Source organism: Pseudomonas sp. BIGb0278, assembly GCF_024809895.1.
GTDB classification, from domain to species: Bacteria; Pseudomonadota; Gammaproteobacteria; order Pseudomonadales; family Pseudomonadaceae; genus Aquipseudomonas; species Aquipseudomonas shirazensis.
Map to the genome: position 1 here is coordinate 1,063,713 of NZ_JANUEL010000001.1, position 24,219 is coordinate 1,087,931.

General features: G+C 61.3%; 17 protein-coding genes and 2 pseudogenes. 6 read left to right on the forward strand and 13 right to left on the reverse strand.

The features are described from left to right. The 5 genes and pseudogenes from M2396_RS04880 to M2396_RS24255 form a co-directional block, all read right to left on the reverse strand. Entirely contained in the window at positions 1 to 438 is a 438-nt protein-coding gene (locus tag M2396_RS04880; protein WP_101319680.1) for a hypothetical protein, read from the reverse strand. A 299-nt stretch (positions 439 to 737) separates the two neighbouring features. Further along, complete coding sequence (locus M2396_RS04885) at positions 738 to 1,289, reverse strand: AAA family ATPase (protein ID WP_259073497.1); 552 nt, start codon at positions 1,287 to 1,289, stop codon at positions 738 to 740. Further along, a complete protein-coding gene (gene pnuC / locus M2396_RS04890) occupies positions 1,286 to 1,852 on the reverse strand; it encodes a nicotinamide riboside transporter PnuC (protein WP_150569160.1) in 567 nt (188 codons plus the stop codon). Before pnuC ends, M2396_RS04885 begins: the two co-directional genes overlap by 4 nt. 117 nt (positions 1,853 to 1,969) lie before the next feature. Continuing rightward, positions 1,970 to 2,704 (reverse strand): methyl-accepting chemotaxis protein, encoded by a 735-nt coding sequence (locus M2396_RS24250; RefSeq protein ID WP_371411612.1) that lies wholly within the window; start codon positions 2,702 to 2,704, stop codon positions 1,970 to 1,972. Between the two features lie 138 nt (positions 2,705 to 2,842). Beyond that, positions 2,843 to 3,604 (reverse strand): annotated as a pseudogene (locus M2396_RS24255) (cache domain-containing protein); the annotation flags it as partial. A 300-nt stretch (positions 3,605 to 3,904) separates the two neighbouring features. Here M2396_RS24255 and M2396_RS04900 point away from each other — a divergent pair. Beyond that, on the forward strand, positions 3,905 to 4,735 hold the full coding sequence (locus tag M2396_RS04900; RefSeq protein ID WP_259073501.1) for an undecaprenyl-diphosphate phosphatase: 831 nt from the start codon (positions 3,905 to 3,907) through the stop codon (positions 4,733 to 4,735). A 1-nt stretch (position 4,736) separates the two neighbouring features. After that, positions 4,737 to 5,177, forward strand: coding sequence for a DUF1294 domain-containing protein (locus M2396_RS04905; RefSeq protein WP_259073503.1), 441 nt, complete (start codon positions 4,737 to 4,739; stop codon positions 5,175 to 5,177). A gap of 16 nt (positions 5,178 to 5,193) precedes the next feature. Here the strand turns inward: M2396_RS04905 and M2396_RS04910 are convergent, their stop codons facing one another. Both M2396_RS04910 and M2396_RS04915 read right to left on the reverse strand, forming a co-directional pair. Continuing rightward, positions 5,194 to 5,553, reverse strand: a complete 360-nt coding sequence (locus M2396_RS04910; protein ID WP_259073505.1) for an MmcQ/YjbR family DNA-binding protein — start codon at positions 5,551 to 5,553, stop codon at positions 5,194 to 5,196. Next, positions 5,546 to 6,448, reverse strand: a complete 903-nt coding sequence (locus tag M2396_RS04915) for a LysR substrate-binding domain-containing protein (protein WP_101319665.1) — start codon at positions 6,446 to 6,448, stop codon at positions 5,546 to 5,548. The genes M2396_RS04910 and M2396_RS04915 overlap by 8 nt, the downstream gene beginning before the upstream one ends. 132 nt (positions 6,449 to 6,580) lie before the next feature. Here M2396_RS04915 and M2396_RS04920 point away from each other — a divergent pair, with 132 nt between their 5' ends. After that, positions 6,581 to 7,192 (forward strand): FMN-dependent NADH-azoreductase, encoded by a 612-nt coding sequence (locus M2396_RS04920; RefSeq protein WP_101319663.1) that lies wholly within the window; start codon positions 6,581 to 6,583, stop codon positions 7,190 to 7,192. Positions 7,193 to 7,341: 149 nt separating this feature from the next. Beyond that, entirely contained in the window at positions 7,342 to 8,385 is a 1,044-nt protein-coding gene (locus M2396_RS04925; RefSeq protein WP_259073510.1) for a dienelactone hydrolase, read from the forward strand. Here M2396_RS04925 and M2396_RS04930 read toward each other — a convergent pair. From M2396_RS04930 to M2396_RS04940, 3 genes and pseudogenes are all read right to left on the reverse strand, one after another. Then, complete coding sequence (locus tag M2396_RS04930; protein WP_259073512.1) at positions 8,353 to 9,543, reverse strand: MFS transporter; 1,191 nt, start codon at positions 9,541 to 9,543, stop codon at positions 8,353 to 8,355. The two genes, M2396_RS04925 and M2396_RS04930, sit on opposite strands and share 33 nt — an antisense overlap. Before the next feature lie 211 nt (positions 9,544 to 9,754). Next, complete coding sequence (locus M2396_RS04935; RefSeq protein ID WP_150571703.1) at positions 9,755 to 11,341, reverse strand: ABC-F family ATPase; 1,587 nt, start codon at positions 11,339 to 11,341, stop codon at positions 9,755 to 9,757. A 20-nt stretch (positions 11,342 to 11,361) separates the two neighbouring features. After that, a pseudogene (locus tag M2396_RS04940) lies at positions 11,362 to 11,835 on the reverse strand (hypothetical protein); the annotation flags it as partial. Between the two features lie 845 nt (positions 11,836 to 12,680). On the opposite strand from M2396_RS04940, the gene M2396_RS04945 reads away from it, so the two are divergent. Together M2396_RS04945 and M2396_RS04950 are read left to right on the forward strand one after the other, a co-directional pair. Then, entirely contained in the window at positions 12,681 to 12,902 is a 222-nt protein-coding gene (locus tag M2396_RS04945; protein ID WP_259073514.1) for a hypothetical protein, read from the forward strand. Positions 12,903 to 13,477: 575 nt separating this feature from the next. Beyond that, positions 13,478 to 13,765 (forward strand): hypothetical protein, encoded by a 288-nt coding sequence (locus tag M2396_RS04950; RefSeq protein ID WP_259073516.1) that lies wholly within the window; start codon positions 13,478 to 13,480, stop codon positions 13,763 to 13,765. Positions 13,766 to 13,816: 51 nt separating this feature from the next. Here M2396_RS04950 and M2396_RS04955 read toward each other — a convergent pair whose 3' ends face one another. From M2396_RS04955 to M2396_RS04965, 3 genes are all read right to left on the reverse strand, one after another. Next, entirely contained in the window at positions 13,817 to 14,380 is a 564-nt protein-coding gene (locus tag M2396_RS04955) for a DUF1003 domain-containing protein (protein ID WP_150571700.1), read from the reverse strand. Positions 14,381 to 14,626: 246 nt separating this feature from the next. Next, the gene (locus tag M2396_RS04960; RefSeq protein ID WP_259073518.1) at positions 14,627 to 15,355 is read right to left on the reverse strand and encodes a Crp/Fnr family transcriptional regulator; all 729 of its coding nucleotides are present in this window, start codon (positions 15,353 to 15,355) and stop codon (positions 14,627 to 14,629) included. A gap of 122 nt (positions 15,356 to 15,477) precedes the next feature. After that, the gene (locus tag M2396_RS04965) at positions 15,478 to 24,135 is read right to left on the reverse strand and encodes a GH36-type glycosyl hydrolase domain-containing protein (RefSeq protein ID WP_259073520.1); all 8,658 of its coding nucleotides are present in this window, start codon (positions 24,133 to 24,135) and stop codon (positions 15,478 to 15,480) included. Positions 24,136 to 24,219: the final 84 nt, after the last annotated feature.

A 24,219-nucleotide genomic window follows, 5' to 3' on the forward strand; every position in this document is an offset into this window, starting at 1 on the left:
TCATTGGCCCCCGCCGATGCTTTTCAGTACGCCGAGGCCTTGCTGCACGTTGGAGTTGACCATGTTGGCGATGCCGCTGCCCGAGCCTGTGGAACGCCCGCCGGCCAGGTTCGGCAGTTGGTTCTGGGTGCTGATGTTGCCGCCCAGGTTGGTGGTCTGCTGGGTGATCAGCGAACTGATGCCCGCGCCGCTGCTGATCGAGGCGAAGTCGCCATCGCTGAGCTCGTTGGTTTGCCTGAGAATCTGCGCGGAAGGGTTGGTGTTGACGGTGACTGGGCTCGGGTCGGGGATCAGCGGTGCTCGCACTGCATTGCGCGTCTGCACGTCGCGGGTGATGACGATCAGCCCATTGTCGGCCTGGGCCGGCAGCGCCAGGCTTGCCCCCAGTGCGCAACCTGCCAGTAACAGGTGAAAGGTGCCTTTATCGAGTGTCGCCACGGTGGCAATTCCTTCTTCGGATCGCTGGCCCTGATCAGCGTTGCGAAGGAGGAGAGCAGGAGCCGTGCCGCTTTTACTAATTGCTTGGGAATCAGTCAGCTACGGCCACATGCTGTTTACGCATCGCAGCAGCTGTTTCAGCACTGACACAGTTTCCCGGGCAAACAAGCGACGCATCGGCTCTGGCCATACCTGAACGGCGTTTGGTCGAAGCTGTATCACCAGCGTGACAGCACCGCTGTTTGCGCCGCAGGGCACGTAAACACAGGGACTTGGACCCAGTTCGGTGTGTCAGCGAGTTAACACTCGGTAGCGCAGGCCGGCGATTTGCCATCAAGCAGGCGCTGGACTGCAGCTAAAACCGCAGCGCTGCGTTGCGGCCAGCTGCCGCCGATGATTTGCACCGGTTGCTGGTGGCGTTGCAGCCAGTCCAGGCTGTCTGCAAAAAAGGCCTGACGCTCGTGCAGGTCCGGCTGGCAACGCTGACCATCGGCGACCCAGTCGGCCCCGGCCGGGTCGAGCAGCAGGTGCAGGTCGTAGCGCCGCGCCAACAGCGCCTGTTCGATATCAGGCGGGCAATCGCCGAACAGAGCCTTGCTCCAGAGCATGTTGCTCAGCAGGTGGGTATCGAGGATCAACAGATCAGGCTGGCGGGCCCGCGCGCTGTCCTCCCAGGCCAGCTGCCCATGGGCAATGGCCGGGATGTCGGCGAAGCATGTATCCCGGCCCTGCTCGTCAATGAAGTGGCGGACGTACTCGCCCACCAGTTCGCCGCCGAAGTGTGCCTGGATTTCGCCACTGAGCCAGCTCTTGCCACTGGACTCCGGACCGCACAGCACCAGTACCTTCATGCCTGCACCAGGGCAGGGTCGCGCCGCCACTCGAACCAGCCGCGTACGGCGATCAGCGTGAACAGTGCATACAGCGCGGCAGTCAGGTAGAGGCCTTTGTACAGGAACAAGCCGACGAAGATCACGTCCAGTACGATCCACAAAGTCCAGCACTGCAGGCGCTTCTGCGCCATCCACAACTGTGCCACCAGGCTGAAGCCGGTCAGCGCTGCGTCCAGCCAGGGCTGCGCGGCATCGGTCCAGTGCGCCATCGCCGCGCCCAGTGCCAGGCTGGCCAGCAGGCCCAGGCCCAGCCCGGTCAGCATCGGTGTGGTCTGCAGGCGCGAGACCTGGCGGGCGTCTTCGCGGTGGCCAGGGCGAGTCCACTGCCACCAGCCATACAGCTGCAACACGGCGTAGATCAGTTGCAGGAGCATGTCCGAGTACAGTTTCACTTCATAGAAGACCCAGCTGTACAGCACCACCATCACCAGCCCGATCGGCCAGCACCAGGGGTTCTGCTTGACCGTGAGCCATACGGCGATGACGCCGAGGGCGGCGGCGAAGAGTTCCAGGCCGGACATCGGCGATCCTTGGGGCAGGGGAAGGGCGCGATTGTAGCCTGTGGGACGGGGTAGGTGTAGCTGTCTGCGTAAGGCCACTGGATCAGGCAGCAAGAGCTGATCCAGTGGCTGTAGGCATCAGACGCGGAACTGGCGCAGCAGTTGTTCCAGTTCTTCGCTCAACTGGCCCAGGGCGAGGCCGGCAGCGCTTGACTGGCGGGCCGCCTCGGCGGTTTCCAGCGACAGCCCGGCAGTGTCGGTGACATTGCGGTTGATCTCCTCGACCACGTGCGATTGCTGCAGGGTGGCACTGGCAATCGAGGCGTTGAGCGCAGTCAGGTTGTTCAGCACCTGGCTGATCGCATCCAGGCTGGAACCGGCTTCGCGGGCCTGTGCGACAGTCTGGCGGGAGGCCTCGCTGGAGGTATCGATGGCTTTCACCGCAGCCTCGGACTGGCCTTGCAGGTGCTCGATCATGGTCTGGATTTCAGCGGTCGACTGCGCCGAACGTTGCGCCAGCAAGCGTACTTCGTCCGCCACGACGGCAAAGCCGCGGCCTTGCTCGCCGGCCCGCGCTGCTTCGATGGCAGCGTTGAGGGCCAGCAGGTTGGTCTGCTCGGCAATCGAGCGGATCACCTCCAGTACACCGCCGATCTTGGTGCTGTGCCCGGCCAGTTGGCGAATCACCTGAACGGCCTCGTCGATGGTCAGCGAAAGGCGGTCGATCTGCGCCAGGCTACCGTGGATCGCCTGCTGGCCATGGCTGACCTGCGCTTGCGCGGCGCGCATTTCGCTGGCGGCCTGTTCGGCGTTCTTGGCCACATCCTGCACGGCATAGGTGACTTCGTTGACTGCGGTGGCCACCTGGTCCATCTGCAGCGATTGCTGGGTGCTGCGCAGTTGCGCTTGCCCGGCGTTGTCGCCGACCTGGCCGGCAGACTGGGCAAGGGCATGGGCGGCACCCTGCAATTGGCCAATCACCCCCTGCAACTTGCCGTTGAAGCGGTTGAAGTGCTCGCCCAGGTAGGTGACTTCATCCTTGCCATGGGTATCCAGGCGCTGGGTCAGGTCGCTTTCGCCGCTGGCAATGGTGCCCATCGCCTGTACGGCCTGCTGCAACGGACGGGCAATGCTGCGCGCGATGAGCATCACCAGCAGCGCCATCAGCAAGGCGATGCCCAGGCCGATCAGGCAGGCATCGCGTACCTGGCGGGCGAACTCGGCTTGCACGTCATCGACATAGACGCCGGAGCCGATGATCCAGCCCCACGGCTTGAACAGCTGGATATAGGAGGTTTTCGCCACCGGCTCGCTGGCGCCGGGCTTGGGCCAGCGATAGTCGATCTGCCCGGCGCCCTGACTGCGAGCCACGGTGACCATCTCGTTGAACAGGGCAAACCCGTCCGGGTCGCGAATGGCCGACAGGTCTTGGCCATCGAGCTTGGGGTTGACCGGGTGCATGATCATCCGCGGGCCGAGGTCGTTGATCCAGAAATAGTCCTGCACGTCGTAACGCAGGCCGCGCACCACTTGCAGCGCCTGTTGCTGCGCGGCGTCACGGCTGAGCGTGCCTGCGGCCTCAAGCCCTTGGTAGTAGGCCAGCACCCCGGCTGCGGTCTGTACCACGTGTTCGGTCTTTTCAGCCTTGGCCCGATACAGGTCACCATGGATCTGGCGCAGCATCACCAGGCCCAGCACCACCAGCATTGCCACTGCCACCAGCAGGATCAGCCACAAACGACGGCTAATCGACATCGACCTCAAGGTCTTCATAACAGGGCACTCCCGGATTGTTCTTGTTATTCAGGGGCATCCAAGCATGTGTGGCCTGCGAACCGTACTCGACCAAAGGCCAAGTGCCTGGCGCGGCATTTCATGGTGGATCCAGGCAAGCCTAAAACAGGCTCGTCTGTTAGCATCTCGGCCGCTCAAGATGAAACCTTTAGGCATCTCGAACTTTTCGACTGGCGTAGCGACCAACAGTCGCTGTAAAACTGCCGGGCCGCGACGCGGCCACTATCAGTAAATCAAGAACAACGGCGCTGCAGTCAGCAGTGCCACAGCGGGGGAACAATGGATTTTTGGAGTGCCTTTCAGGCAATCATCTTAGGCATCGTCGAGGGACTGACCGAGTTTCTGCCGATTTCCAGTACCGGCCACCAGATCATTGTCGCGGATCTGATCGACTTTGGCGGCGAGCGGGCGATGGCCTTCAACATCATCATCCAGCTCGGTGCAATCCTGGCGGTGGTGTGGGAGTTTCGCCGCAAGATCATCGAGGTGGTGCTGGGGCTGCGCAGTGAGCCGAGCGCACGGCACTTTACCCTCAACCTGCTGGTAGCGTTCCTGCCGGCAGTGGTGCTTGGGGTGCTGTTCGCCGACTTCATCCACCATCACCTGTTCAACCCGATCACCGTGGCTGCGGCCCTGGTCGTCGGCGGGGTGATCATGCTCTGGGCCGAGCGCCGCGACCACCGCATCGAAGTCGAGCACGTCGACCAGATGAACTGGACCCACGCCTTGAAAATCGGCCTGGTGCAGTGCCTGGCGATGATCCCCGGCACTTCGCGCTCTGGTTCGACCATCATTGGCGGCCTGCTGTTTGGCCTGTCGCGCAAGGCAGCTACCGAGTTCTCGTTCTTCCTGGCCATGCCAACCATGGTCGGCGCTGCGGTGTACTCCGGTTACAAGTACCGCGACCTGTTCCAGCCCACCGACTTGCCGGTGTTTGCCATTGGCTTTGTGGTGTCGTTCATCTTCGCCATGATTGCCGTGCGTGGGCTGCTCAAGTTCATCGCCAACCACAGTTATGCGGTGTTTGCCTGGTACCGCATCGTGTTCGGCCTGCTGATCCTGGCGACCTGGCAGTTTGGCCTGATCGACTGGGCAACGGCGCAAGGCTGATATGGCCCGCCCGCAACCGGCAACCTCACGCCCGCGCGGCCACGCCCAGGGCGAGGGCGTGCGCAACCTGCGCGTGAAGCTGCTGGCATTGGCTGGGTTGTGTTTGCTGCCGGGACTCGGCGCCGCGCAGATGGCCTGGAACGGGCAGTCATGGCTGCCCTTGGCGCTGTATCCGTGTGTGAGCCTGATCAGCCTGTTGCTGTATTGGCAGGATAAACAACAGGCTCGCAACCAGGCCTGGCGCACGCCAGAAAAGGTCCTGCATGCCAGCGAGCTGCTGGGCGGCTGGCCCGGAGCGTTGCTGGCGCAGCAGCTTTTCCGGCATAAGACGCGCAAGTTGTCGTTTCAGCTGACGTTCTGGGCCATCGTTGCGTTGCACCAGCTGTTCTGGCTGGATCAGGTGCTGCTGGGTGGGCGTTGGCTGGCGCTGCTGCCTATATAAGCGGCAGCGTTGCCGCTCAAAGCAACAAACCCGCTTGCAGCCGTTTTGGCAGCTTGTGCACCACCAGCTGGTGCGAGCGCTGCAGCAAGTCAGCCAGCTCCTCGCGCCCCATCGCATAGGGCGCTGCCACGCTGATCCAGCGGGCACGGGCCAGATAGGGCGCAGGCTTCACCCCCGGACGGTCGACGTAGCCGAGAAACAGCTCATCGGCGACCTTGAACGACAGCCCGGCACCGCCCAGATCAAGCACCGCGAACATCTTGTTGCCGGCCACCGAAAACACCCGGATACCGCCCCATTTGTAATCTTCTCGCGCGCCCGGTAAACCCAGGCAGAAGGCTGCTGCTTGTTCGGGGTTCATGCGTGCTTCAGACATACCGCTCTCCACAGGCCTCAAAGGCTGCTGCCAGGTGATCAATCCACACACGCACCGCGGGCAGCATGCCGCGCCGGTGCGGGTAAACTGCCTGCAGCCAAGCGCCAGGCAGCGACCATTCCGGGAGCAGCCTGACCAGCTCGCCACGCTCCAGCTCTTCTTCACAGTACAGACTTGGCAGGAGTGTGAAGCCCAACCCGGCGAGCACCGCAGCCTTGCGCAGGATGAAGTCATCAATCGCCAGCCGTGGCTCCAGCGCCAGCTCCTGCTCACGGCCATTGGGCCCGAGCAGGCGGATGTGCACCAGCCGGTCCGCTTCGGTCGCGCCGAGGACCGGCAGCGTCGCCAACTGCGCCGGCTCGGTCAGGCCTTCGGCGAACCCTGGGGCGGCCACCAGATGCATCTGTGCCTGACGCAGACGTCGGGTAGCCAGGGCAGGGTCTTCATCGCCCAGATCGCGTACTCGCATGGCGACGTCGATGCCCTCGCCAATCAGGTCCACGCGGCGATTGAGCAGGACCATGTCGAGCTGCACCAGCGGGTATGCCAGCAGAAAGCGATTGATCACCTCCGGCAGGAACGTATGAGCCAACGCTACCGGGCACGACACTCGTAGACGCCCGCGCGGTTCGCTGGTCATGCTTGCGACCGCTTCGTCGGCCATCTGCGCCTCGAGCAGCATGGCCTGGCAGTGCTGCAGGTAACGTTCGCCGATCGCCGTCAGCTTCAGCTGGCGGGTGGTGCGTTGCAGCAGGCGCGTGCCGAGGCGCTCTTCCAGCTCGGCGATGCGCCGCGACAGGCGTGACTTGGGTATCCCCAGCTGGCGCCCGGCGGCGGCAAAGCCACCGGCTTCGACCACCCTGGCGAAATAAAACAGGTCGTTAAGATCTTGCATTCACGTAGCCCATTGTTCTACCGATGGGACAATCTAGTGCATTCTTAGCTACTAATCATCTATTCGATAGCTCTATAGGATTCTCTCCATCGAGATCGCTCCTATCGCGGTCGCCAATCCTGGAGAGTCCCCATGAAACTGTTGCACATCGATTCGAGCATCCTCGGCGACAATTCCGCTTCCCGCCAGCTCAGCCGCGAAGTGGTCCAGGCCTGGCAGGCTGCCGACGCCAGCATCGAAGTGGTGTACCGCGACCTCGCTGCCGACGCCATCAGCCATTTCTCGGCTGCCACCCTGTTGGCTGCAGGCACCGCTGAAGAAGCGCGTGATGCCGCCCAGGCGTTCGAGGCCAAGCTGAGCCAGGAAACCCTGGACGAATTCCTCGCTGCCGACGCGGTAGTGATCGGTGCGCCGATGTACAACTTCAGCGTGCCGACCCAGCTCAAGGCCTGGATCGATCGCGTTGCGGTAGCCGGCAAGACTTTCCGCTACACCGAGGCCGGCCCAGAAGGCCTGTGCGGCAACAAGAAGGTGATCCTGGTGTCGACTGCTGGCGGCCTGCACGCCGGCCAGGCCACTGGCGCTGGTCATGAAGATTTCCTCAAGGTGTTCCTGGGCTTTATCGGTGTCACCGATCTGGAAATCGTCCGCGCTCACGGTCTGGCTTATGGCCCTGAGCAGCGCACTGCAGCCATCGATGCTGCCCAGGCGCAGATCGCCGGCGAGCTGTTCGCAGCCGCCTGATCACGGTTCAACCAGCTAGAAGCGGGCAGGTGGCGGCGAATTTTGCTGTCATCTGCCCGCAATCGTTGTGTGTTTCATCCAGTTTTCATCTGCCCTGAGCCATAGGGCCTTAAGCTGATGTCATCCGCCCATCTGCGGGGGAGACGCCGGTGACCTACCTCTCACGAACGATTGCCGCGCTGGTAGTGCTCACCAGCCTGATTGGCCATGCGAATGCCGCGCCTTGGGTCGCTGGCCTGCACGCTCTGCAACTCACCGATCCGGTGGATGCGCGGCCCATGCACGCCTTGGCTTTCTATCCTGCCAGTGGCGCGACCCACAGTCTGCGTATCGACGGCTATCAGCTGCGCGCTGCCGAGGAAGCGCCGGTGGCGCTTGGGCATTTTCCGCTGTTGGTCATTTCCCACGGCAATACCGGGAGTCCACTGGCGCTGCATGACCTGGCCACAGGCCTTGCCCGCCAGGGCTTTGTGGTCATCGCCTTGACCCACCCTGGTGACAACGCCCGTGATCCGAGCCGGCTGGGTACCCTGAGCAATCTGTACGGGCGCCCGCTGCAGGTCAGCGCGGCGATCACTGCCGCCCGGGCAGATGCGTTGCTGGGTCCCTATCTGGACGACGGCAAGGTCGGCGTGATCGGCTATTCGGCAGGTGGCGAGACCGCGCTGATCCTGTCCGGTGCGCAGCCTGATCTGGAGCGTCTGCAGCGCTATTGCCAGGAACGGCCGACCGACGCCGATGCCTGTAAAACCCATGGTGTGCTGATTGCCGACCGCAATGAGCTGGCGCCCCATGCCGACCCGCGCGTCGGCGCTGTGGTGTTGATGGCGCCGCTTAGCCTGATGTTTGGTAGGCATGCTTTGAGCAACGTCCACCTGCCGGTATTGATGTACAGCGGCGACAACGATCAGTTGCTCGCGCTGGAGCACAACGCCGATGCGCTGGCGCGGAAGTTGCCGGTGACACCCGATTACCGCCTGCTGGCCGGCGCCGGGCATTTCGTATTCATGGCGCCTTGCGATGACGAGCAACATGCACGCATGCCGGTGCTCTGCCAGGACGCTGCCGGTATCGACCGGCGCCAGATCCACCGCTCGTTGCAGCGTGAAACGGCTGATTTCTTCACCCAGGCGCTGGGTGCGCCAGAGCCGGCAGAACGCTCAGCCGCGCTGATTTCGCCGCGCCAGCAGTAGCGTCAGGCCTACTCCTGAGAGCGCCAGCAGGGCGGTTACGCAAAAGATCGAGGCGTAACCTAGATGCACGGCGACCGCGCCCATTACCGGGCCGGCAATGGCCAGCGCCAAATCGAAGAACACCGCATAGGCGCCCAGGCCGGCACCACGGCTGCTCGGTGGCACATGCTTGATCGCTTCGACGCCAAGCGCCGGGTACACCAGCGACAGGCCAAAGCCGGTCAGGCCAGCGCCAAGCAGAGCAAACCCCGGTGAGGGGGCCAGCCACAGCAACGTCAAGCCGACCACTTCGGTCGCCATGCAGGTTATCGCCACCGTATAACCACCAAAGCGGTTGACCGCGTTGACGAACAACAAGCGCGAAATGATGAAGCACACACCAAAGGCGCTCAGGCACAGCGCAGCGCCGGTCCAGCCGCGTTCGAGGTAGTACAAGGTGACGAAGGTGGTCAGCGTGCCGTAGCCGATCGACGCCAGCATCAGGCTCGTGCCGCACGGCGCCACGCGCACGAACGCTGACCAGAAGCCAAGGCGCTCGCCACGCACTACCACCACATCGGGTCGTTGACGCAGGGCGAACAGGCCAACCACTGCGAGGATCACCAGCAACGGGCCGAGCACGCTGAAGTTAAGCCCAGCCACCAGCAGCACGCCGACGGGTGCACCTATCGCAATGGCACCATACGAGGCAATGCCATTCCAGGAGATCACCCGTGCGGTGTGCTCGGCACCGACCTGATTGATGCCCCAGCTCAAGGTCGCTACACCGATCAGGCCTTGCGCCAGCCCGAGCAGCACGCGGCCGCAGAGCAGCAGCGCCAGGCTTGCTTGCGGCCAAGCCAATGTCCAGGCCGAGAACAGCGTCAGCACTCCGCAACCGATGATCGCCAACAGCCCGTAGCCAATTGCACGCTTGCCGCCCAGGCTATCCGCCACCCGCCCGGCAAACGGGCGGCTGAGCAGCGTGGTCAGGTATTGCAGGCCAATGGTCACCCCGGCGATTACCGCGCCATAGCCGAGTTGGTCATGCACGTGGCCGGGCAGCACCGCGATCGGCAGGCCGATGCAGAGAAAGGTAATGAAGGTGTAGAAAACGATCGCAAGAATCTGGCGGGTGATGGCAAAGCCTTGATCAGGGGAGGGCACTTGTGCAGTCATGGGCTCGTTCGCTGGCGGGCGGTGGGGCGTGCCCCATCATGGCGGTTGCGCGAGGGAAATGAAAGCAGGCTAACGAATTGCCAGTACTACGGCGTGGATTGGCGTGGCCCTGTAAACGACGACGGGGCAAGCCCGCGCCCACATGACCGAATGCCTCGGTTCACATGAGCGCAGGCTTGCCCCGCACTGGGTTCAACCTGTCAGCGACAGATCAGACCACGACGCCCTGGCTACGCAGGTAGTCGTCGTAGGTACCGCTGAAGTCGACTACGCCTTCTGGCGTCAGCTCGAGGATGCGAGTGGCCAGCGACGACACGAACTCACGGTCATGGCTGACGAACAACAGCGTGCCCGGGTAGTTTTCCAGCGCCAGGTTGAGCGCTTCGATCGATTCCATGTCCAGGTGGTTGGTCGGTTCGTCCATCACCAGTACGTTGGGCTTTTGCAGGATCAGCTTGCCGAACAGCATGCGGCCTTGCTCACCACCGGAGATGACCTTGACCGACTTGAGGATCTCGTCGTTGGAGAACAGCATCCGGCCCAGGGTGCCACGGATCATCTGCTCGCCCTGGGTCCACTGACCCATCCAGTCGAACAGGCTGACGTCATCTTCGAAGTCGTGGGCGTGGTCCTGCGCGTAGTAACCCACCTCGGCGCTGTCGGTCCACTTCACCGCACCTGCGTCTGGCTGCAGTTCACCGACCAGGGTACGCAGCAAGGTGGTCTTGCCGATGCCGTTGGGGCCGATGATGGCAACACGTTCGCCGGCTTCGACGGTGAAGCTGAAGTCCTTGAACAGCACCTTGTTGTCGAACGCCTTGGCCATCTTCTCGATGGTCACGGCCTGACGGTGCAGCTTCTTGTTCTGCTCAAAGCGGATGAACGGGCTGACCCGGCTCGACGGCTTGACTTCGGCCAGCTGGATCTTGTCGATCTGCTTGGCCCGCGACGTAGCCTGCTTGGCTTTCGAGGCGTTGGCCGAGAAGCGGCTGACGAAGGTCTGCAGCTCGGCGATCTGGGCTTTCTTCTTGGCGTTGTCCGACAGCAGCTGCTCGCGCGATTGCGTCGCTGCAGTCATGTACTCGTCATAGTTGCCAGGGAACAGGCGCAGCTCACCGTAGTCCAGGTCAGCCATGTGGGTGCAGACGCTATTGAGGAAGTGCCGGTCGTGGGAAATGATGATCATGGTGCTGTTACGCGCCGTGAGGATCGTTTCAAGCCAGCGAATGGTGTTGATGTCCAGGTGGTTGGTCGGCTCGTCGAGCAGCAGCACGTCCGGGTCCGAGAACAGCGCCTGGGCCAGCAATACGCGCAGCTTCCAGCCCGGTGCGACTTCGCTCATCGGGCCGTTGTGCTGCTCCAGCGGGATACCCAGGCCAAGCAGCAGCTCACCGGCGCGCGAGTCGGCGGTGTAGCCGTCCATCTCGGCGAACTCGGTTTCCAGTTCGGCGACGGCCATGCCGTCTTCTTCGCTCATTTCCGGCAGCGAGTAGATGCGGTCACGCTCGGCCTTGACCTTGAACAGTTGCTCATGGCCCATGATCACCGTGTCGATCACGGTGAAGTCTTCGTAGGCGAACTGATCCTGGCGCAGTTTGCCCAGGCGGGTGTTCGGCTCGAGCATCACCTGGCCACCGGACGACTCGAGGTCACCGCCGAGGATCTTCATGAAGGTCGACTTGCCGCAACCGTTGGCGCCGATCAGGCCGTAGCGGTTACCGTTGTTGAATTTGACCGAAACGTTTTCGAACAGCGGCTTGGCGCCGAATTGCATGGTGATGTTAGCGGTGGAGATCAAAGGGCTTACCTATCAGTCACTTACGGGGCTGGCTTTTCAGCTGATACCGATTTGATACCAATCTTGAGTTTTTCCAGCTCGCTCCAATCGGAGCTTGAGTTGAGCCAACGGGCATACGTCGACAGCAGCTTTTGAACGCTGTGACCCAGCTGTTGGGCAATAAATGCGGGATTGAGGCCGGACATTGCGCACATTGTCGCATAGGTGTGGCGGCAGTTGTATGGGGGGCGACGTCTGATCCCCATTTCATTCAGCACCGGCGCCCACTGTTTGTGTAGATCCGACGTCTGCCTGATGATGGTGTTGGCCTCAGCCAGGGTGAACGGGTCGATTTCTTTCCTCGAGCGCTTTGGCAGCTCAATCAGCGCTGCTGGGTTCTTGGTCAGCATACCCTCACGGGTTGCAGCATCCAGAATCGTCGCGAGTCTGGTGATCGCGTTGCGCTTCACGTCCGCTGACGTCCAGTCTGTTTCAGCGATGACGCGGCGGAGCAGGTCCATGTGAAACGAATGCAGAGGGAGTTGCGGAAGATCTCGACCCCTTTGGGTAGATCCATTGGCTTTCCAGCCATTCGTCATATCTCCTTTTGCTGTAGATGATCCGACCGCCGTGCTTGATTCAGACGCCTTCAGGCAAGTCGAGCAAGATGAGTTGTTTCTGAGCCTGTCAGCGTGCCAGTCGTCGAGAATCACGTTCCACAGCCTTCAAATGGCACTGCGAAGTGACGCACAATAAGAGGGGCTTCTATGGACGACCCTCGAATATGTCTTCATAACCAAGGATGGTGATCATGAATTTCAGGTGTCTTTTACCCCTTCTGCTATTGGCCGGCTGTGCTTCGCAATCAAATCATCAGGGTGTCAACTGGGGTGAAGGCGCTTGCCCCAAGCCCGATCCAAAAGATATCTCTGCTACCAACCACCTAATTATCCAAGATGGCAAAACCCTGAAGTGTCAAATCCGTCCATACGTATGGAATATGGCTTGCCAAGGAATTGTTGACGGGAACACTGATGGAGTTGTTTGTCAGGACAAAGGCGGAAACCAGATGATTTTCTTGTTTGATGAGAAGGGAGTGCTGACTACCCACCGCAGTTTGAGAGCCGGATAGAGCGGAGTTGAGCAACGGCGATCATGACTTCACCCGATAGATAGCTTCGATCAGATGCTCTCCGTTGCGCACGGCTTCAATCTTGGTCTTGGCTCCGCCGGCTCCGCTTTCGTATGCGGTGAATATTAGCGTCGCTCGTCGGCTTTTTGAGTAAGTAGCGAACCTTCACGCCGCTTGCCAAGGTCGCTTGATCAGTGGCTACTATTAATTACTTGCGGATGAACTCTCATGGACACTGAAAGGCATGAGCGCCAATATCAGGCGTACCAGGCTCTCAAGGATCTGAGCGACTTGGCTGCTGACACGATGAAGCAAATAGCCTACGAGCAGATGGAACAGATTGATTGGGAGGAAACGTGCCGCCAGCACCGTGATGCCTTCGCGCGCTGGATTGAATATGCCGATGCACAGATAGGCGGCATGCGCCCGACTGTAACCATCCGGCGCTGAGGCGCGCCAGGCTTTGCACCGGTCGACATCATCCTCTTAGAAGTCAGGCAGGTCAGGGTGCTGGAACATTCCGTATTCGTCGCGACGACCGGCGCTGGCTGGATCAGCTTGATATCTTCAGACATGACGATTCCTTGGCCGCACCTCTAAGGTCATTCGGTGTAATCGGGAGGATTAATGACTTAAGTGGTACTGCAAGGGTCTACCGAATAAGCGTGCCATTCGGCTGGCCTTGGACATCGGTGATTACAGTGACAAAGCTAGACAGGGAGAGGCAATTTCAAGCTTATGAGCTGCTACGCAAGCTGGACATGCAAACCGCTGCGACGATGAGCCAGGTGGCCTACGGGTGCACTACTGGTGCTGGATGGGACTATGTCTGCGCCCAGCATCGGAAGGCGTTCGATGAATGGATGAGCTTCGCCGCAACTCTGGATAAGCCCAATGTCGATTCGTAAGGCGGTTCCGCTCGTCCGGTGAAGCCCTCGGCCTCTTAAGCCGCAGTTGATTACCGCCTCGCTTTCGCTATCTTGCTTACTACAACCCCATAACTATCTGAGTCGTAGGAGTACGGCATGCGAATCCGCGGCGATATTTTCTGGGGTTGGGCTGACCCCACGCTTCACCACCGAATTCATGATGAGACTCTGGACGATGGAACGTTTATTGATGTCCAGGTACGTCTGTCGCGAACTGGTAGCACTCAGATGTTCATCGGGGTATATGCACCACGTGGTATGGCCATTCATGAGGAGGCCTACGATGCACGTCCTGGTGAGTCGATGAGCAGGGCGCTGGCTTGGGGCGTGGGCCGGGCACGGCACGTGGCCACTGAAGGTTTGCCTGCCTCGGATGTGCTCTGAAGGCGCTGGCGGGCGCTAGGGCTGTTTGAAACTGGTAGTAGATGAGGGGTCTTAGTTACTAGATGTAGGCGCTTTCTCTGACGAAGTAAGCAAGTGCGAGTGCATCTGCGAAGTGAGTACCTCGATTCTTTCACTCATTTGCTTTGTTACTTCCGTGAGGTGTGTATTTTGCTCCAATAACTGCAGTAGCTGCCGGCTGTGAATCTCTGCGTCCCGCTGCCGTCTTTGATTGGCCATGGCAATTGCCTCTCGATGTCGTGCGTCTGCTTCAGAGGTCGCTTTGTCGCGGTCGGCTTGGCGAGTTTGAGCCAGAAGAATTAAAGGCGCCGCGTAGGCCGCCTGCAGACTAAACGCTAGATTCAGTAGAATGAAGGGGTAGGGATCGAACGCTGACAGTCCCGATAAGCTGATACCAATCCAGATAAGAACCACGAGTGACTGGGAACCTAGGAACAACGGTGTGCCAAAAAAACGGGCGAAAGCTTCGGCTCTGCGGGCAAATGCATCATTACCAAAGGGGTGGTGCATATGCTCATGGGCGCGATGAAACCTGAGATGGTCGACGTCTTCAGGAGCTTCATGAGGTTTAGACTGATCAGAGGTTAACGGGTCCATCTGCTGGCTCCGTGGTGATTTCTCATGTCCAGTCTAGACTAGCCCCCAGAAGTCCCGGTAGGCGCCGCCTTTAGCGAGCAGGCGTTATCGTTGAATAGGGGAAGGCGCTGGCGGGCAGCGGGGGGGCGCGTGAGGAGCTCAGGTGGGTGAGGAATGGTGAAAATCGATGTCCGCAAGGAATCGGTCAACCTGCGACAGGGGTTAGCCGATGTCCTCTATCGACCCAACGCCGCCTTTCGGACATCTTCATGGGTCGCTTGGAAATGGAAAGTAAGGCTGCAATCGTTCGGTTTCTCTTTTGACCACGGCGTAGCATTCGCAACTCAGCTCCTCCAGGCGAGTCCTGTCCAGGATCTTGATATGTCCCCGACTGTATTCGATGACCCCCAGCCGCTGGAGCTTGCCGGCAGCGTCGGTCACGCCTTCGCGGCGTACACCCAGCAAGTTGGCGATCAATTCCTGGGTCATGATCAGTTCATTGCCTGGTAGGCGATCAAGCGACAAGAGCAGCCAGCGGCACAGTTGCTGGTCGATGGCGTGGTGGCGATTGCACACCGCCGTCTGGGCCATTTGCGTGATCAGTGCCTGTGTGTAGCGCAGCATCAGCATCAGCATCTCTTCATGGCGGTTGAACTCGTCCTTGAGTTGCTGGCCGGGCAAGCGATAGGCATGCCCGGCACTTTGCACAACGGCACGACTGGGTGTGCTTTCGCCGCCCATGAAGACTGCCACGCCGATCAAGCCTTCGTTTCCGACCACCGAAATCTCGGCGGAGGCGCCGTTCTCCATCACGTACAACAGTGACACGATGCAATCGGTGGGGAAGTACACATGTCGCAGGGCACCGCCGGATTCATAGAGCACTTTGCCCAGTGGCAGCTCGACAGGTTCGAGATGGGGTAGGAGGCGCTCCAGCGCTGGCCCCGGAAGCGCTGCCAGCAGGTAGTTCTGTTGTGGCCTGGGTACAACGAACATATCAGCCGCCCTTCGAGGGAAAATTTCCTGAGGGGGACAGGTTACTCCAAAGCGCACCAAGCGCGGCAACGCACCGAATCCGCCGCAGCAATCTGCGATGCTAAAGGAAACGTCGCCGCATCTCAGCGCTCAAGATCGGCTTCGACAGTTCTGTCGTGCCCTTGTATTTCTGGCTGATGCGCTTTGACCGGGCATGTCACCAATACCTGATGTTGCTTGCCATCATCCGACAGTTGAAGCGTGTCCTGGCCTAGCAACTCGCCGTCCAGCATGATCGCAAGCGTAGTGGTCGTGCCTGGCCGCACTTCGATATGGTAAGTCGTTGCCCCATAACGGTATTGCAGCGTGTAACCAGGCCATCCCTGCGCCAGTAGCGGTTCGATGTGCAATGAAGTGCCGACACGCCGCAAGCCGAGCAATGACTCGACGATGAAGCGGTACGTCCAGCCGGCCGACCCGGTGTACCAAGTCCACCCCCCACGGCCCGCATGGGGCGGCGTGCCATAGACGTCGGCAGCCATGACATAGGGCTCGACCTTGTAGGTTTCGATCCGCTTGGCGACTTCATGGCCCGCGGGGTTGATCATGTTGAGCAACCGCCACGCCCTGGCATTGTCGCCAAGCTTGGCGAAGGCCATGCCGGCCCAGACGGCGGCATGGGTGTACTGGCCACCATTTTCCCGAACACCCGGCACATAGCCCTTGATATAGCCGGGCTCAAGCGCGCCCTTGTCGAAAGGTGGATCGAGCAGCAGGACCGCGCCTGTGTCGGGCCGTACCAAGTGCTGCTCGACCGAGGCCATGGCCGTGCGGCGTCGGGTCTGCGAGGCGGCGCCCGACAGTACCGACCAACTTTGCGAGATCGAGTCGATGCGGCATTCGTCATTGTTGGCCGAGCCCAGGACCTGGCCATCGTCAAACCAGGCGCGCCGGTACCATTCGCCGTCCCAGGCATGCTCCTCGAGACTGGCCTGCAGCAGGGCGGCCTGCCGGGAACAATGTTGGGCGAAAACAGAGTCGCCATGCAGTTGGGCAGTGATGGCAAACTGCTGCAGAACGTCGAAGCCGAAGAAGCCCAGCCACACGCTTTCACCGCGGCCCAGCTGGCCGACCCGGTTCATCCCGTCGTTCCAGTCGCCCGTGCCGATCAAGGGCAGGCCGTGGCTGCCGCGCTGCAGGCTGTGTTCGATGGCGTGGACACAGTGCTGGTAGAGGCTTTCCACGAGGTGCGATTTGCCCGGCAGGTCGTAATAGGATTCTTCCCCGACATTGAGCGGGCGGCCCTCAAGGTAACCCACGGGTTCTGCCAGCACGCTGAGGTCGGCGGTGACATTGACATAGTGGCTGGTCGCCAATGCCAGCCACAAGTAATCGTCTGAACAGCCACTGCGCACCCCCCGATCGAGCGGCGGATGCCACCAGTGTTGCACGTCGCCTTCGGCATATTGATGGGCTGCGCACAGCAACAGATGACCACGCACGCTGGCGGGGTCGGCATGGATCATCGCCATGCTGTCTTGCAGTTGATCGCGAAAGCCGATGGCCCCGCCGGACTGATAGTAGCCACTGCGGGCCTGGAAGCGACAGGCGATCACTTGGTACATCAGCCAGCCATTGACCATGACATCGATACTCGGGTCGGGAGTCTGGATTTGAATCACGCTCAGTTGCGCACGCCAATGCTCGCGTACCGCCGCCAGTTGCGCGCTGGCCGCCGCCAGGCCGCGGTATTGATGAACCAGGCGCAGGGCTGACGCCTTATCCCTGGCTGCACCGAGCCGGAAGACCACGTCCTGCTCTTCACCGTTGTCGAGGTCGAGGGCAACCTGTATTGCCGCGCAGGGATCCAGGCCGCCACCGGTACGGCCCGACAGCCGCGCGTGCTGCAGTCCTGCAGGTGTCTTGAGACTGCCATTGCGGCCGATGAATTCAGTGCGATCGCCGCTGATGCGAATGTCGCTCGAGTCGGTATCGAGGAACGCCACCCGTTCGCCAAACTCGATCGAATAGGCGTTCCTGGCGAACAATGCGCCGCTGCTAGGGTCGGCTTCCGTCACCACATGCATCGCCGATTTGCTGCGCAAGTCGCCCAGTACCCACTCGACATAGCAGGTCGTCGACAGGCGTCTGGCGCGGCCTGAGCGATTACGAATCTGCAAGTGTGAGAATTTGATCGAAGCGTCCAGCGCCACATACACCCACAACTCGGTGTGGATTCCGTCTTCGTCGTGCTCGAATACGCTATAGCCAAAGCCGTGCCGGGTCCGGTACGCGCCAGTACCGGGACAAGGCTGCGGCGTCACCGACCAGAAATACCCGGTGTCTTCATCGCGCACATATATCGCCTCGCCGCTGGCGTCGGCGATCGGGTCGTTATGCCAGGGGCTCAGGCGAAATTCGTGAGCGTTTTCCATCCAGGTGTAAGCGCCACCACTTTCGGATATCACCGTGCCGAAGTGTGGGTTGGCCAATACGTTGGCCCATGGCGCCGGCGTCGGCCTGCCAGGCTGCAAGGTCATGACGTACTCGCTGCCATCGGCACTGAAGCCGCCATAGGCATTGCCCAGCAGCAGACCTTCGATAGCCGGCAGGGTCGCTTGTGTTGCCGTTGCCTGGTGCTTGAACGTGGGGACGAGCGCCGGGTGTACCGGGATGGCATGGCGCCGATGAACCTGCTCGGCGATGCCGCCGTTGTCTTCGCTCAGCACCAGGCGTGCAACCGACAGGATCAGCGTACGGTCCTCGTTCGACAACTGCTGTGCCGGCCGCACGAAAATGCCCCCGGGATGATCGATCAACGAGGCTTCGCTGCCGGATGTCACCACACCTATGATCAAGTCCTGGAGTTGCTGGCGATAGCCGGCCTGATCTTCGTTCCAGATCACCAGGTCGACCATCAGCCCCTTTTGCCGCCAGTAGGCATGGGCCTTGACCATCTGGTGCACGAGTTCGATGTTCTCGACGGTGGAAATCTGCAGCAGGACGACGGGCAGGTCGCCGGAGATCGCCTGGCCCCACAGGCTCGATTGATTACGTCGATTGGCCATCAAGATGCTGTTTTCCGCGCGCAACGAGGCATTGGCGTAGAGGATCGAAGCAGCCATCTGTTCAAACAGGCGCGCATCATCCTGCGAGACATTGAGTTGGCGCAGCAACACTTGGCTGTGGGTCCAGGCCAGGTCGAAGACCCGATCGGCGAGGTGGCGGTCGCGGTATTTATTGATCAGGTACAGACAGCCGTCACGGCTGTCCGCGACGCCGGTCACCAGGTCAATGGTCGCCGTTTGCCCGGGTTCCAGCGTGATACTGCAGCGGATGGCTACGATCGGATCCAGCACCGAACCTGCGCTGCCGGACAGCTGCTGGACATGGCCATCGAGCGCCGCTGGTGCGCAAGCGTTGCGTCCGCGACCTATAAATCGCGCTCGATCGGTCTCGTAGGAAATGGCGTCGATGTCCACGCCGTGGGCGGCCAGCAGGTGGCACATCCAGGGCACGGCTTCCTCAGTGGAGCGCCGCCTGCGGGTGCAGACGATGGCCTGCAGCGCCGGCACCAGTTCGGTCTGCACGAACAGGTTGCTGAAGGCCGGGTGCATGGCATCACTGACTGCCGGCGCCAGTACCACCTCGGCGTAGGAGGTAATCTCCAGGCTACGGCTTACGCGGCCGCGGTTGGTGATGTGCAGCCGGCGCAGTTCGATATCGTCTTCGGGAGACACGACGATCTCCGTGTGCGTATCGAAGTCGAGCTCGCGAACACGAAACTCGGCCCGGGAGTCGCTGAAAATCGCCTCATGGCTCTCTGGCCGGTGCAGGGTCGGCTGGTGGGCCGAGGACCAGAATACGCCGCTGCTGACATCGCGCAGGTAGCAGAACATGCCCCAGTTGTCGCGGGTCGCGTCTTCATGCCAGCGGGTCACGGCGATGTCGTTGCAACGGCTGTAACCGCCCCCGGCACTGCTGAGCATGACGTGGTAACGGCCGTTGGAGAGCAGCTGCACAGCGGGGCGTTTGCGCCCGGGATCGGCGAATATGCGCAGCCTGGTTTCCTGCGTCTCCGGGTTTTCCCCTGTGGCACGTGCCTGGGTTGCATGCAGGTAGGGCGCGGCGGTTTTCGGTACGCGCTCCTGCAGCAACAACACGGTCGCCTGGAAGGCCGGGATCGACTCGAAACGGCGCTGCATGGGAAGGTCCAACAGCACGCTGGTCAAGGCCAGCAGGCTCATGCCCTGATGGTGCGCCATGAACGAGCGCACGACCGCATAGCGCTGGCCGCGCGGCAGGCGTGCCTCGGTGTAGTCGACCGCTTCGTACAGGCCATAGCGCCCTGCCGAACCCTGGGCCGCCAGGCGTTGAAGGTTGCGACAGGCCGCTTGCGGCTCGACCATCAGCGCCAGGGCGCTGGCGTACGGTGCAATCACGGTGTCCTCGGCCAACCCGCGCATGAGCCCAAGGCCTGGAACGCCGAAGGCCCGGTACTGATAATTGAAGTGGGCGTCGAGGGTGTTATAACCCGACTCGGACACGCCCCAGGGGATGCCCAACTGGTTCCCATGCTCGATCTGCAAAGCGACGGCCGCGCGACAGGTCTGCTCCAGCAGCGTCCCTTCATAGCTAGGCATGATCAAGTTGGGCATCAGGTACTCGAACATCGATCCGGACCAGGAAAGCAGCACCGGCCCCCCACGATTGTTGCTGAGCAGGCGTCCGAGGGTGAACCAGGCCTGTTGCGGCAGCTGGCCCTGGGCGATGGCCACGAAATTGGTCAGGCGTACCTCTGAAGCGAGCAGATCATAATAGCCGTGGTCCAGCCTGCGTTCGTCGGCGTTGTAGCCTATCGAGAACAGGTCACGCTGGGCATCGTAGAGGAAGGTGAAGTCCATGCTGGCCAGTGACGCGCAAAATTCGGCCAGGTGCTCAAGATGAATGATTCGTGCGCGGGCCAGGCGTTGTACCTCCTGAACTTGCGCCTGATCTGCGGGCAGCCACAGGGTGCAATCGAGCTCGGCCATTTGCCGCAGGGTGAGTGCGGGTGGCTTGTCCCGGGCGGGTGCCGACGGTAGCTCGAAGAGTAGTCGTTCTGCCCGCAGATCCGTGCACTGCGCCTGTAATGCCTGTAGCCAGTAATGGGCTTCTTCAGCAGCCCTGGGCGGACTGTCGATTGTTAAAGCAGCCGTTAGATCGAGTAATGGCAGGAGGTTGTCCGGGGTGTCCTGGACCAGCGCCGACTCTACCTTTACGCGCAGTTCAAGCACGGCACGGTCATCGAGGTTTACGCCCTCTAACGCCTGTTGAAGCACATCGAGGGTGTCGCCCAGGCCGCTCAGGGTGCTTCGGTCAAACAGAGGCGTGTCGATCAATCCCAGCAGCCCCGGTCGTAAGGTGAGCAGCATGCCCGCCAGGTTGCCGCTGTCCACGGTGGACAAATACCTAGGCGCCAGCGGCTGCAGGGTCTTGGTGTCGTACCAGTTGTAGAAGTGCCCTTGATGACGCTCTAGGCCGGCCATGGATTCAAGCATTGCAGTGATGCGTTCCAGCAAGCGCCCGCCGCTCAGGTAACCGAAATCGTGGGCCGCCAGGTGCGAGAGCAAGGCCATGCCCATGTTGGTCGGGGAGGTCCGGTGCGCAATGGTCAGCTTGGGTACTTCCTGGACGTTATCCGGCGGCAACCAGTTGTCCTCAGGGCTCACGTAACGATCAAAGAACGCCCAGGTCTGGCGTGACAGCATGCGCAGGAAACGCAGGTCTTGCGCTGACGGACTAAACCCCGCGGGTGTGGTCGGCAGGCTGATCCACCAGGCAATCGCCGGGCTTGCCAACCACACCAGCAGCAAAGGCGCCGCCAGTGCAAGTACGGCGAGGGAGGGGAGCAGGGCCGCGAATAGCAGCATCGCCAGTGCCGGGGCAATCCACATGCTTTTATACATGTCCGACAGGCCGGTGCCATTGGACCGCTCCACCTCACGGGAAGGTTGCCATTGCAGCAGGCGACGTTTGCTGATCAGCATGCGCCACAATGAGCGGCCAATCGCATCGAGGCTCAACAACGCATCGGACGGCAACCAGACAATCGACAAGAGCGCGCGCATGAAATGCTGGCCCGAGGTCCGTAATGCCGCGCTGAGGTGTTGTCCCAGGGGAATATCGGCCGCTTTCTGCACCAGCGCCAGTACTGACTGCAGCGTCGGTTGGACAAAGACCAGGATGACCACCGCCAATGTCCAGGAGATGGCTTCGCTCGAACCCAACCATCCCCAGACCAGCATGGCCAGGAAGGCGCCTGGCTCCATGCTGCGGCGCAGGTTGTCGAGAATCTTCCAGCGGGCAAGGTTGCTCAGGGGGTTGGATGCGAATCCTCCCTCGGGCTTCGGTGCCCACGGCAAGGCCCAGTACAGCACTTGCCAGTCTCCGCGAATCCAGCGGTGTCGGCGCTTGGCATCGGCGCTGTAGCGCGACGGATATTCCTCATACAGTTGTACATCGCTGAGCAACCCGCAGCGGGCGTAGCAGCCTTCGATCAAGTCATGGCTGAGGATGCGGTTATCGGGCAGGCAGCCTTCGAGTGCCTGTTCGAAGGCATCGACGGCATAGATGCCCTTGCCGATGAAGGAGCCGTTGTGGAACAGGTCCTGGTAAACATCGGAGACGGCGCGGGTATAGGGGTCGATACCCGCATCGCTGCCAAACAGGCGGGCGTAGGTCGAACGTGCCGTGCTCGGCAAGCTGATCCCTACGCGTGGCTGGAGGATGGCGTAGCCGCTGACGATCTTACCGCTCTGTAGATCGAATACCGGATGGTTAAGCGGGTGCATCATGGTACCGATGCACTGACGCGCGACATCGCGGGGCAGCAAGGTGTCGGTGTCCAGGGTGATGACGAAGCGTACCGCGCTCAGTGGCGCGACATCACCGACGATCAATGCGAAGCGCTCCTTTCCTTTACCAAGCAGCAACGCGTTGAGCTCCGCGAGCTTGCCGCGCTTGCGCTCATACCCCATCCAGACCCGCTCGGTCGAACTCCAGTGCCTGGGCCGGTGCAGCAGGAAGAACCGGTCGACCTGGCCATCGGCATACTTGTGGTTGAGCGCCTCGATCAATTGCCGCGCCAGAGCTAGCAGTTCGGCATCCTCGGGCATCACCTCGGCAGGAGCGTCCATGAAGTCACTGAGCAGCGCAAAATGCAGATTGGCATCGCGATTGGCCAGGAATCTCACTTCCAGGCCTTCCACTAGCGCCTCGATGTCGTCGGCGTTGGCAAACATCGTCGGCACCGCCACCAGCGTCCGTGCCTCGGCCGGTATGCCTTTGCTGTAATCTAGGCGCGGCAGAAGCGAGGAGACTACCGTGAGGGTCACCAGCCAGTTGACCAGCCCAATCGCCAGACTGCTGGTCATCAATAGCGCTGGCACGGCGAGCAGGACCAAGCCCCAGGTTGGCGTGCCGCGGTGATAAGCGCTGCTGAGAAACGGCCAGGCTAACAGCAGCGTCAGCAGCAGTGCAGGGCACAGGTAGAACTTCAACGGGGCGCTCTGCAGCAGGCGCTTCCAGCGTTGGTGCAGCGGCACGCTGGCGTGCAGCGCCTGCTCAAGGTGGGGCAAACCGCCAGCCACCAGGTAATAGCCCACATGCCCGTTCACATGGCTCACGAGCTGTGGAGTGCTAGCCAGTTCGATGGCCGCTTGTGCCACCTCGGTTTCAGACTGCACGCAATGCCGGGCGAGGCGTTCGATCACATGGCGGTAACGATCGCGGGTGGCAAAGTCCATGTTCGCGTAGACGCCTGCCGGATCCGTGCACAAGACCTGTTCGACATGGCTGAGCAGCTCAACGAACTCGCGCCAGTCGGTCGCCGTCAGCAACCGCAGGCTGGCGAAGCTGTTGCTGATGGACACCTGGTCACCGGCTTGCTGCTGGGCATCCATCTGCACCAGGCGTTCTACGGTCAGGCCCGACTCGCCTAGCGTTTGTTCTATCCAGGCCATCGGCAATATCAATGCTGCGCTTTGCCCGTGCAGCCTGCGCGCCAGTTCTGCTACGAATGATGGCGTCATCGGCGGTGCCGATCGCGCCATGTCGGCAACGGTCAAGACCACGCTCTTGGCGTCGCGCTCGGCCATCTCGATCAGGCGATCGGCCCAGTCATCGGCAAGGTTACGGTCATCGCGGTTTGCCATGACCCGAGACGCCACGCGCCGCAAGTTCTCAATCAGCGCAAGGCGCAGCATGATCGGGATGGCCCACAGCTCGCCCAGGGTCAGCGGGGTGATGGTCTGATAAGAGGCGATGAAACAATCCAGGCTGGGCGCATCAACCCAGCCATCGCCGTGAGCGATGGTTTCCAGCGCTATGTCGTAAACCCGCGGCAGGCCGGCCGAAGGACCTTCGGCCAGGCGTGGCAGCTCGCGACTATAGCCGTCGGGCAGGTGGGTTCTGGCGGTACGGATGTTTTCTTCGATGAGGTAGAAGTTGTCCAGCAGCCATTCTGCCGCAGGGGTGGCGCGTCGGCTGGACAATTGCACGGTCATGAGCGCTGCGCAGCTGCGTTCCAGCAGCAGTTGATTGTCAGTCAGGCGGCCCAGCAAGGCGTCCTTTCTTGACAGGCGCCCGAGCACATGTTGGCGGGCCAGTACGATGCCGTGATCTGCCATCTGCTGCGCATTGAACAGGTCGGAACGCAGGATGGGCTCGTATTCGAACTTGTGCCGCGCTGCACTCCACCGAAGCCAGATGGCCGGTGAGCGCCATAGGCTGGACAGGGTGCGAGTCAGGATATTTTGCATGAATTCCTTCGCACGACCCGCGCAGGGCAAGTCGCATGTGGAATGAAGGCGGTTTTACGCCAGGCCAGGTGTGCGGGGCGTTGC